Annotated in this window: 11 protein-coding genes; 8 read left to right on the forward strand and 3 right to left on the reverse strand. The window is 72.4% G+C overall.

Features of this window, described 5'->3' with window-relative positions:
• The coding region (locus tag AB0I76_RS14750) for a cobalamin B12-binding domain-containing protein (protein ID WP_357034683.1) at nt 1–455 on the forward strand (455 nt) is incomplete at its 5' end.
• A 126-nt stretch (nt 456–581) separates the two neighbouring features.
• Here the strand turns inward: AB0I76_RS14750 and AB0I76_RS14755 are convergent.
• Nucleotides 582–881: a DUF1540 domain-containing protein gene (locus AB0I76_RS14755; protein ID WP_357034686.1), complete on the reverse strand. Its 300-nt coding sequence runs from the start codon at nt 879–881 to the stop codon at nt 582–584.
• Between the two features lie 597 nt (nt 882–1,478).
• Here AB0I76_RS14755 and AB0I76_RS14760 point away from each other — a divergent pair.
• Nucleotides 1,479–2,063 (forward strand): hypothetical protein, encoded by a 585-nt coding sequence (locus AB0I76_RS14760; protein ID WP_357034688.1) that lies wholly within the window; start codon nt 1,479–1,481, stop codon nt 2,061–2,063.
• A 78-nt stretch (nt 2,064–2,141) separates the two neighbouring features.
• Here the strand turns inward: AB0I76_RS14760 and AB0I76_RS14765 are convergent, their stop codons facing one another.
• A complete protein-coding gene (locus AB0I76_RS14765) occupies nt 2,142–2,759 on the reverse strand; it encodes a DUF4126 domain-containing protein (RefSeq protein WP_357034690.1) in 618 nt (205 codons plus the stop codon).
• 71 nt (nt 2,760–2,830) lie between these two features.
• Here AB0I76_RS14765 and nucS point away from each other — a divergent pair, with 71 nt between their 5' ends.
• Nucleotides 2,831–3,490 (forward strand): endonuclease NucS, encoded by a 660-nt coding sequence (nucS, locus tag AB0I76_RS14770; RefSeq protein ID WP_357034692.1) that lies wholly within the window; start codon nt 2,831–2,833, stop codon nt 3,488–3,490.
• 35 nt (nt 3,491–3,525) lie between these two features.
• Here the strand turns inward: nucS and AB0I76_RS14775 are convergent, their stop codons facing one another.
• Nucleotides 3,526–5,022: an aldehyde dehydrogenase family protein gene (locus AB0I76_RS14775; protein ID WP_357034694.1), complete on the reverse strand. Its 1,497-nt coding sequence runs from the start codon at nt 5,020–5,022 to the stop codon at nt 3,526–3,528.
• 226 nt (nt 5,023–5,248) lie between these two features.
• On the opposite strand from AB0I76_RS14775, the gene AB0I76_RS14780 reads away from it, so the two are divergent.
• The 5 genes from AB0I76_RS14780 (at nt 5,249) to AB0I76_RS14800 (ending at nt 10,071) form a co-directional block, all read left to right on the forward strand.
• Entirely contained in the window at nt 5,249–5,695 is a 447-nt protein-coding gene (locus AB0I76_RS14780) for an FHA domain-containing protein (protein WP_357034695.1), read from the forward strand.
• Between the two features lie 113 nt (nt 5,696–5,808).
• Complete coding sequence (locus tag AB0I76_RS14785; RefSeq protein ID WP_357034697.1) at nt 5,809–6,873, forward strand: alpha/beta hydrolase; 1,065 nt, start codon at nt 5,809–5,811, stop codon at nt 6,871–6,873.
• A gap of 125 nt (nt 6,874–6,998) precedes the next feature.
• Nucleotides 6,999–8,789 carry a 3-hydroxybutyryl-CoA dehydrogenase gene (locus tag AB0I76_RS14790; protein ID WP_357034699.1) on the forward strand — a complete coding sequence of 597 codons (1,791 nt, stop codon included), beginning with the start codon at nt 6,999–7,001 and terminating at the stop codon, nt 8,787–8,789.
• Nucleotides 8,790–8,856: 67 nt separating this feature from the next.
• Nucleotides 8,857–9,183, forward strand: a complete 327-nt coding sequence (locus tag AB0I76_RS14795; protein WP_357034701.1) for a hypothetical protein — start codon at nt 8,857–8,859, stop codon at nt 9,181–9,183.
• A gap of 84 nt (nt 9,184–9,267) precedes the next feature.
• Nucleotides 9,268–10,071: an alpha/beta hydrolase gene (locus tag AB0I76_RS14800; RefSeq protein ID WP_357034703.1), complete on the forward strand. Its 804-nt coding sequence runs from the start codon at nt 9,268–9,270 to the stop codon at nt 10,069–10,071.
• The last annotated feature ends 9 nt before the right edge of the window (nt 10,072–10,080 follow it).

A 10,080-nucleotide genomic window follows, 5' to 3' on the forward strand; every position in this document is an offset into this window, starting at 1 on the left:
GGGTGCGGGAGCGGGCCGCCGCGACCGCGCGTGAGCTGGGCAGCGGCCGGCTGCGGCTGCTCGTCGGCAAGCCCGGTCTGGACGGGCACTCCAACGGCGCCGAGCAGATCGCGGTACGCGCCCGCGACGCCGGCTTCGAGGTCGTCTACCAGGGCATCCGGTTGACCGCCGGGCAGATCGTCGCCGCCGCCGTCGAGGAGGACGTCGACCTGGTGGGGCTCTCGGTGCTCTCCGGCTCGCACCTCGCGGCGGTACCCGCGGTGCTGGACGGGCTCCGCGCCGCCGGCCGGGGTGACCTGCCGGTGGTGGTCGGCGGCATCATCCCCGCCGGCGACGCCGAGACGCTGCGCGCCGCCGGGGTCGCCCGGGTGTTCACGCCGAAGGACTTCGCACTCACCGGCATCATCGACGAACTCGTCACGGTCGTCCGCGAGTCCAACGGCCTGCCGGTGTAAGGAAGGGCCCCCCGTTAACGCCTGGCGTTGTACAGGGGGCCCCTTCTAACGCTGTCTGCTGCCGGTGCCGGCCTTGGACAGCGGCTGCGGCTGCTTGCGGCCGTCGGCGGCGGGTGGTTTCGCGGGTCAGCGGCCGGCGTAGGTCATGCAGTCGGCCATGTCGTTGTCCGGACCCACCTTGATCGCCGGGGCGTGGCACTCCAACTGCTCGTTGTGCCGGCAGTCCGCCCGTTGGCACGCACCGACCTGTGCGATCTGGCCGTCCATGCCGGCCCGCACGGCCGGCATCTCGATGAACGTGTGGCAGTGTGCGTGATCCATGCTGCCGATCGTGATGGCGAAGGCGTGGCAGTCGCCGGTGTGGTTGTACGCGCAGGCCGCGACCACGCATTCCTGGACGCGGGGCATCTCCATCGCTGCGGTCATGCCAACCTCCTCTAGGGTGTTGCCCTGATTTTAGGCTTTTGTGGCGTTGCGGGTGGGGGTTCGACCGGGCACCGGAGCGGTGGCCACGTGGGGTGGTTGTTGATCGACTCGGGTTCCGTGGAGTTGGGCTGTCCGGTTGGGGTCGATGCCCCGGTTTCAGTGATGTCGAGTGGATCTCCGCCCGGCCCCCTCGCCGCCACGTCCGGCTTCGGCCCGGATGTCCGGTTTCGGGGTGTGACCGGGGGCATCCTGGCGGCGGAATCGTGGCCGGCCGGGGGTCGTTACATTGGGTGGACGATCGAGCAGGACGCGCAGCCCCCGGGCGTGGGTCGCCCGGCCCCGGAATGACGGTGGCCGGCCGGTCGTTGAATCCCCTCGACGAACACGGGACCGCCGACATGCGGGTCCCCGGCCCCCGGAATGACCGCGGGTAGCCGGTCGTTACATCCCCCTGGCACCGCGGACGAGCAACCCCCTGCTCCGGTGAGCGTGTGCCGATCCCCCCGAACTTCCTTAAGCACCGGATGGTGCCTCGCACCCCGCATGGGGCCGATTCCCCCTCGGCTCAGGGTGCTGACCCCCAAAAGGAGCTTCCCCATGAACACGATCATGCGTAAGAGCGTTCTCGGTATCGCTGGCATCGCCTTCGCCGGTGGCATCTTCGCCGGCCCCGCCACCGCCACCGCCGCCCCGGCCGTCGAGTCGACCCCGGTCGCCGTGGTGCAGGCCGACAAGACCGACACCGGCAAGCTGATCCCGCACGGTGTGCAGGGCAAGCAGTCGCGCATCGACCTGTCGGATGAGCAGGTCGGCAACGTCAAGGCGATCATCGCCGCGACGAAGAAGGCCGACATGGACGAGCGCGCCGCCGTGGTGGCGATCGCGACCGCGCTGCAGGAGTCGAAGCTGGAGAACCTGGGTCACCTGGGTGAGCGCAACGACCACGACTCGCAGGGCCTGTTCCAGCAGCGCCCGTCCTCGGGTTGGGGCACGGTCGAGCAGATCACCGACCCCGAGTACTCGACGATGGCGTTCCTGAAGGGCCTCAAGCAGGTCGACGGCTGGAAGGACATGCCGCTGACCAAGGCCGCCCAGACCGTCCAGGTCTCGGCCTACCCGAACCACTACGCCCAGTGGGAGCAGCAGGCCGCCGACCTCGTCGCCGAGCACTGGAACAGCTGACCACCGCAACGACCGACCCCGGAACCACACCGCTGGCCGGCACCCGAACACCGGGTGCCGGCCAGCGGCGTACTCCGGTCAGACCTGGAAGCCGGCGGCTCGCGCCGCGTCGCGTTGCCGGCGTCGGTCGGACCGGCGGCGCAGGAACCAGTAGACGAAGAACGCCAGGCCGACCAGGAACACCAGGACCAGCACCGGCAGCAGGATCGCGACCACGGACACGACGACGCTGGTGGCGTCCTCCGCCGTGCTGGCGACCGGTGCACCGACCCCGGCCGTGGTCGCGTTGATGACCGGGCGGGCGGCGGACTTGAGCAGGTGCACGCCGAAGGCGATGAGCACTCCGGTGACCACCGGCACCCACTGGTGCGAGGAGAAGAAGCTGCCCGGGTCGCTCACGGTGACCGTCTCCGAGGAGGAGCCCGCGCCGAAGGCCAGCCCACCGGCGGTGGGACGGACCACGGTCTGCACCACGTCGTTGACGTGGTCGACCACCGGGACCTTGTCGGCCACCACCTCGATGGCGAGCAGTACCGCGAGGATGCCGATGACCCAGCCGTTGCCGAGCCACTGCCAGCCGGAGGGCAGGTCGATCACGTCGGTGTAGCGAGCCAGCAGGCCCATGGTGAGCAGGGGTATGTAGGCGTTCAGCCCCGCCGAGGCGGCGAGACCGGTACCGGTGAGTACTTCGAACACCGTCTCAGCATCGCACCGGCACACCAGTGGCGCTCGGTGGCGACCGCCCGGGACTCCGCTAGGCTCCTCGGGTGCGGTTGGTCATTGCGAAGTGCTCGGTGGACTACGTCGGACGGCTCTCGGCCCACCTGCCGTTGGCCACCCGGTTGCTCATGGTGAAGGCGGACGGGTCGGTGTCGATCCACGCCGACGACCGGGCGTACAAGCCACTGAACTGGATGAGTCCGCCGTGTCGGCTGGAGGAGGCGCCGGGCGTCTGGCGCGTGGTCAACAAGGCCGGCGAGGAGCTGCGGATCACCCTGGAGGAGATCTTCCAGGACACGTCGTACGAGCTGGGCGTCGACCCGGGCCTGCGCAAGGACGGTGTGGAGGCGCACCTGCAGGAGCTGCTGGCCGCCAACCCGCAGACGCTGGGCGAGGGCTTCACGTTGGTTCGACGCGAGTACATGACCGCGATCGGCCCGGTCGACCTGCTCTGCCGGGACGCCAACGCCGGCGCCGTCGCCGTCGAGGTGAAGCGGCGCGGGGAGATCGACGGGGTGGAGCAGCTCACCCGCTACCTGGAACTGATGAACCGCGATCCGCTGCTGGCCCCGGTCACCGGCGTGTTCGCCGCGCAGGAGATCAAGCCGCAGGCGCGGGTCCTCGCCACCGACCGGGGGATCCGCTGCGTGGTCGTCGACTACGACAAGCTGCGCGGCATCGAGCGGGACGAGCTGACCCTGTTCTGACCGGTGCGGGCCCGGAGCGACCCGGGCCGGAGCCGTCAGCGGCCGTACATCACCTTGATGGCCTTGACCAGGCGGTCGATGTCGGCCGGCGTGCGGTCGAAGGTCATCGCGGGCAGCAGCGAGCGGGCCCGCCGCCGGGTGATGGCCTTGGGACGCCCGAACTCGCGCAGCCCGTCCTCGCCGTGGATGCGCCCGAAACCGGAGTCGCCCACGCCGCCGAACGGCAGCGTGGACATCCCGGCGAAGGTCAGGGCCGAGTTGACCGAGGCCATCCCCGAGCGCATCCGCCGTGCGATCGTCACGGCCCGCCGCCGGCCGAAGACCGAGGCCCCCAGGCCGTACGGGACGGCGTTGGTGCGGGCGACCGCCTCGTCGGCGTCGCGTACGCGGTTGATGGTCAGCGTCGGGCCGAAGGTCTCCTCACGGACGGCGGCGGCGTCCTCCGGGACGTCCACCAGCACGGTCGGCCGCACGTACGGGGGCTGCACGGAGTCGGCCCCGCCGAGCACCGCGCGCCCGCCCCGGGCGAGCGCGTCGTCGATGTGGCGGCGGATCACGTCGAGCTGGCTGGGCATGGTGATCGGCCCGATGTCGGCGCCCTCCGCGCCGACGGTGAGGCGGCCGGCCCGCTCGACCACCTTGTCCACGAACGTGTCGAAGACGGGTGCGACGGCGTAGACGCGTTCGATGCCGATGCAGGTCTGGCCGGCGTTGGTGAGCGCGCCCCAGACGCACGCGTCCGCGGCGGCGTCCAGGTCGGCGTCGGAGTCGACGATCATCGCGTCCTTGCCGCCCGCCTCCAGCAGCACCGGGGTGAGCGACTCGGCGCAGGCCGCCATCACCTTCTTGGCGGTGGCGGTGGAACCGGTGAAGGCGAGCTTGTCCACGCCGGAGCGGCACAGGGCGGCGCCGACGTCGCCGAGCCCGTGCACCGCGGTGAACACCGGCTGCTCCGGCACCACCTCGGCGAACGTGTCGACCAGCCACTGCCCGACCGCCGGCGTGTACTCGCTGGGCTTCAGCACGACCGTGTTGCCGGCGGCCAGCGCGTACGCGGCGGAGCCGATCGGCGTGAAGACGGGATAGTTCCACGGGCCGATCACGCCGACCACACCGTACGGCTGGTATTCGAGGTGGGCGGAGAACTCGGCGAGGACCAGCCGGGAGCGGACCCGGCGCGGCCCCAGCACCCGGCGGGCGTTGCGGGCGGCCCAGTCGACGTGCTCGACGGCGGTGACGATCTCGACGATGGCGTCGGCCACCGGCTTGCCGCCCTCGAGGTGCACCAGCTCGGCGAGCTCCTCGATGCGGCGGGCCAGCAGGCCGCGCCAGCGCAGCAGGCGTTCGCGGCGGGCGGTGAAGCCGAGCCCGGCCCACCAGCCGGCGGCCTCGCGGGCGCGGGCGACCGCGCGTTCGACGTCGGCCGCGTTCGCGGCGGGGAGTCGTCCGGCCTCGGCGCCGGTCGCGGGACTGGTCGACACCAGTCGACCGTCCTCGATGACCGGGGTGCCCGGGACATGCACAGCCGTCATGGCGGAAGTCTAGACCCGAGGATTACTCGCCGGTAGGCCCGCGGCCCGAGCGCGGCGCCCGCAGTCCGGTCGGTCGTACGTGGCACCATTCGCGTACGCCGATTCAATGACCGCAAGGTGTCCGGCCGGGGCACCGGAGATGACCACTCGGTGGTGGAGCCAACTACCGTGTGGTGGCAGGCTGGCGCACGGGGTGACCGCGTGGGGTGGAGGGGCGGGACTGTCCATGGAGGAACATCCGGAACTGCTGCCGTTGCTGACGGTGGCCGGTGGGCCGATGCGGGGGCTGAGCTTCCGGCTGGCGCCGACGCGGATGGTGATCGGGCGGGGGGCGACGGTGGACCTCGTCGTCCCGGATCCGCACCTGAGCCGGCGGCACGCCGAGGTGTGGCGCGACCCGGAGGGTGCGTGCCTGGCCGACCTCGGGTCGACCAACGGGACCTGGCTCAACGACCGGCGGATCACCACGGTGGAGCGGCTCGCCGACGGTGACGTGATCCGGGTGGGGCGGACCGAGCTGCGGTTCTTCGATCCGGGTCTCGCGCGTACCGATCCGGTGGGCCTGAGTTTCGGCGCACTGCGCCGGGACCACCGGCCGACCCTGCCGCTGCCGATCGCGCCGGACCGAACCGGCGCGACGGACCCGGTTCCGGCGGCGATCGCCGGGGCCTGAGGGCCGGCGACGACGCTCACGCCCACCCACGGGGGTGCGGCACAGGGTCGCGGCCACGGTCGTGGTGGGCGGGCCCATGGACGGGCCCGCCGTCGCGTGGCAGCATCCCGCGGATGGACAGCGCGCAGCGGATCGTGTCGGCGAACGGGATCAGCCAGGCGGTACGGGTGGCGGGGCCGCCGGACGGCACGCCGGTCCTGCTGGTGCACGGCAACTGCTCGTCGTCGGCCTTCTGGGAGCCGCTGGTCCGGCGGCTGCCGGCCACGCTGCGGGTGGTCGCGCCCGACCTGCGCGGCTACGGGGACACCGAGACCGCCCCGGTGGACGCGACGCGCGGGCTGGCCGACTTCGCCGACGACGTTGCCGCCCTGCTCGACGACGACTCCCTGTTCCCGGCCGGGGCGCGGCCGGTCGTGGTGGGGCACTCCCTCGGCGGGGGCGTGGCCATGCGGCTGCTCGTCGACCACCCCGAGCGGGTGGCCGCGCTGCTGCTCTCCGCGCCGGCGTCGCCGTACGGGTTCGGCGGGACACGGGACCTGGACGGCACGCCGACGACGCCCGACTTCGCCGGCACGGGCGGTGGCACGGCCAGCGCCGACTTCGTCCGGCGGCTGACTGCCGGCGACCGGAGCGAGGACGCGCCGACGAGCCCCCGGACGGTGCTGCGGACCGCGTACGTGGCGGACCCGGCGTCGCTGGGCGACGACGAGGACCTGCTGCTGGACAGCGTGCTCTCCACCCGCACGGGCGTGGACAACTACCCCGGCACCGCGGAGCCCTCGGTGAACTGGCCGGGCACCGCGCCGGGTGGGCGGGGAGTGCTGAACGCCCTCGCCCCGGCGCATTTCCGGATCGCCGACGAGCTGGTGGCCGTACCGGTCAAGCCGCCGGTCACCTGGGTACGCGGCGACGCCGACGTGATCGTCTCCGACACCTCCCTGTTCGACCTGGCGTACCTGGGATCGCTCGGTGTGGTGCCGGGCTGGCCGGGGAAGGAGGCGTGCCCGCCGCAGCCGATGGTCGGCCAGACGCGGGCGGTGCTGGACCGGTACGCGGCGGCCGGCGGGACGTACCGGGAGGTGGTGCTGCCCGGCTGCGGACACAGCCCGCACCTGGAGCGCCCGGCCGAGTTCGTCGCCGAGCTGCTGGCGCTGACGGGGGTGCCCACGACCGCCTGAGGGCGCGGTGCGTGAAATATCCCACGGCGTCTCGACAACCCAGCGTCACGTGGCAGACTCCGGCGCATAACCTTAGCGGCCGTTCATGTCGGCAACGGCGGAGTCGAACCAAGGGGAGGCCGGTCGTGGCGCGCGAGTTCACCAGAGTGGGTGTGGTGGGTCTGGGCACCATGGGTGCCGGCATCGTGGAGGTCTTCGCCCGCAACGGCATCGACGTCGTGGCGGTGGAGATCTCCGAGGCGGCCCTGGAGCGCGGCCGGGTCACGCTGACCGGCTCGACCGACCGGGCGGTGGCCAAGGGCAAGCTCGCCGAGGCCGACCGCGACGCCCTGCTCGCCCGGGTGGACTTCCAGGTCGGGCTGGACGCGCTGCACTCGGTGGACCTGGTGGTCGAGGCGGTCCCGGAGCACCTGGACCTGAAGCAGCGGATCTTCGCCGAGCTGGACAAGGTCTGCAAGCCCGAGACGATCCTGGCCACCAACACCTCGTCGCTGAGCGTCACCGAGATCTCCGTCGCCACCACCCGGCCCAACCAGGTGATCGGCATCCACTTCTTCAACCCCGCCCCGGTGATGAAGCTGGTCGAGGTCGTCCGCACGGTGGTCACCTCGCCCGACGTCGTCGCCGACGTGGAGGCGCTCTGCGAGCGGCTGGGCAAGGTCGACGTCACCATCAGCGACCGGGCCGGGTTCATCGCCAACGCGCTGCTCTTCGGTTACCTCAACCACGCGGTGAGCATGGTCGAGGCCCGGTACGCGACCCGCGAGGACATCGACGCCGCGATGAAGCTCGGCTGCGGCCTGCCGATGGGCCCCCTCGCGCTGATGGACCTCATCGGTCTGGACACCGCGTACGAGATCCTGGACACCATGTACCGGCGCGGCGGCCGGGACCGCCGGCACGCCCCGGTGCCGCTGATCAAGCAGATGGTGACGGCGGGCCTGCTCGGCCGGAAGTCCGGCCGCGGCTTCTACACCTACGAGCGGCCGGGCTCCCCGGTCGTCGTACCGGACGACCAGACGCCGGTGACGTCGCAGTCGGCGCTCGCCGACGGCGCGCGCGGCATCGCGAAGGTCGGCGTGGTCGGCTCCGGGACGATGGCCACGGGCATCATCGAGGTGTTCGCCAAGGCCGGGTACGAGGTCGTCTCGGTGACCCGGGGCGCGGAGAAGTCCGCCAAGGTCTTCGAGGCGGTCAAGACCTCGCTCAACAAGGGCGTGGTCCGGGGCAAGCTGAGCGAGGTCGACCGGGACGCCGCGCTGGGCCGCATCAACTGGTCCGCCACGCTGGAGCACCTGGCCGACGTCGACCTGGTGGTCGAGGCGGTGGTCGAGGAGTTGAGCGTCAAGAAGGCGCTCTTCGCCAGCCTGGACGAAATCTGCAAGCCGGGCGTCGTGCTGGCGACCACCACCTCGTCGCTGCCGGTGATCGACGTGGCGATGGCCACCCAGCGGCCGGCCGACGTGGTCGGGCTGCACTTCTTCAACCCGGCGCCGATCATGCCGCTGGTGGAGGTCGTGCAGACCATCCGCACGTCGGCGGAGACCACCGCCACCGCGAAGGCGGTCTGCGCGGCGCTGGGCAAGACCGGCGTGATCTGCGGCGACCGGTCGGGTTTCATCGTCAACGCGCTGCTCTTCCCGTACCTGAACGACGCGGTGAAGATGCTGGAGGCCAGCTACTCCACCGCCGACGACATCGACTACGCGATGAAGCTCGGCTGCGGGTACCCGATGGGTCCGTTCGAGCTGCTCGACGTCGTCGGCCTGGACGTGTCGCTGGCCATCCAGCGGGAGCTGTACCTGGAGCTGCGCGAGCCGGGCTTCGCGCCCGCGCCGCTGCTGGAGCACCTCGTCACCGCCGGCTACCTTGGCCGCAAGAGCGGCCGGGGCTTCCGGGACCACACCCGCCGCTGAGTGCACCGCCCGCCGGCCCCACCGGCCGGCGGGCCGGTCCCGCTCGCTCGGCCGTACGCTGGAAAGCGTGAGCCCCCGTCGCAACCGCCCCCGCCGCGAGGACACCGCACACCTGGACTCCGACCGGGCGCGCCAGGGTGTCGCCTCGGTGCAGCAGTGGCGCGACGGCGAGTGGCAGGTACGCGGGGTCGGCGGCGGGGCGTCCACCAAGACGTACCGCTGCCCAGGGTGTGACCAGGAGATCCGCCCCGGGGTGGCGCACCTGGTGGCGTGGCCGGCCGACGGCACGGGCGACCTGACCGACCGGCGGCACTGGCACAGCGGCTGCTGGCGGGCCCGGGAGCGGCGCAGCCCGATCGTCCAGCGCGGCCGCAGCGCACCCCGGTACGGCTGAGCGGGCGCCGCCCCGCGAGCGATCTGGATCACCGTGTTTCCGCCCCGCTGGGCGGGGCGGGCCGGCGCGCGGGAGACTGGTCCGGTGAGCACCCCCATCCGCGCCTCCTCCATCCTGCCCGGGCGGCGGGAGGACATCGAGCTGCACACCGCCGACGGTCTGAAGCTGGTCGGCGAGCTGGCCCGGCCCGTCGACCGTGAGCCGGTGGCCACGCTGGTGTGCCTGCACCCGCTGCCCACCCACGGCGGGATGATGGACAGCCACGTGTTCCGCAAGGCGGCCTGGCGGCTGCCGGCGCTGGCGGACCTGGCCGTCCTCCGGTTCAACACCCGGGGGACCAGCAGCATGCGCGGCACCAGCGAGGGTGCCTTCGACAACGCGGTGGGGGAGCGGTTCGACGTCGCCGCCGCCATCGAGTACGCGGAGTTCCACGAGCTGCCGAACATCTGGCTGCTCGGCTGGTCGTTCGGCACCGACCTGATCCTGAAGTACGGGGGCGACCCGGCGGTGACCGGGGCCATCCTGCTCTCCCCGCCGCTGCGCTACTCCACGCCGGAGGACCTCGCGCAGTGGGCGGAGGCCGGCCGGCCGGTGACCGCGCTGGTCCCGGAGTTCGACGACTACCTGCGCCCGGACGAGGCCCGGGAGCGCTTCGCGGCGGTGCCGCAGGCCGAGGTGGTCGGGGTGCCGGGGGCGAAGCACCTCTGGGTCGGTGACGCCGAGACCGTGCTGGACGAGGTGGTCCGTCGTGTCAACCCGGCCGCCTCCGTGCCGCTGCCGACCACCTGGGACGGCCCGATGGAGACCGGCGACGTCAGCGCGTACGCGGACCGCACGGTCGCCTCCTTCGCCGACCGCCCGGTGCCGGGCCCGCCCGCCGGCGGCTGACCTCCCGTG

Origin of the sequence: Micromonospora sp. NPDC049799 (genome assembly GCF_040656655.1) — a bacterium.
Classification (GTDB): Bacteria; Actinomycetota; Actinomycetes; order Mycobacteriales; family Micromonosporaceae; genus Micromonospora.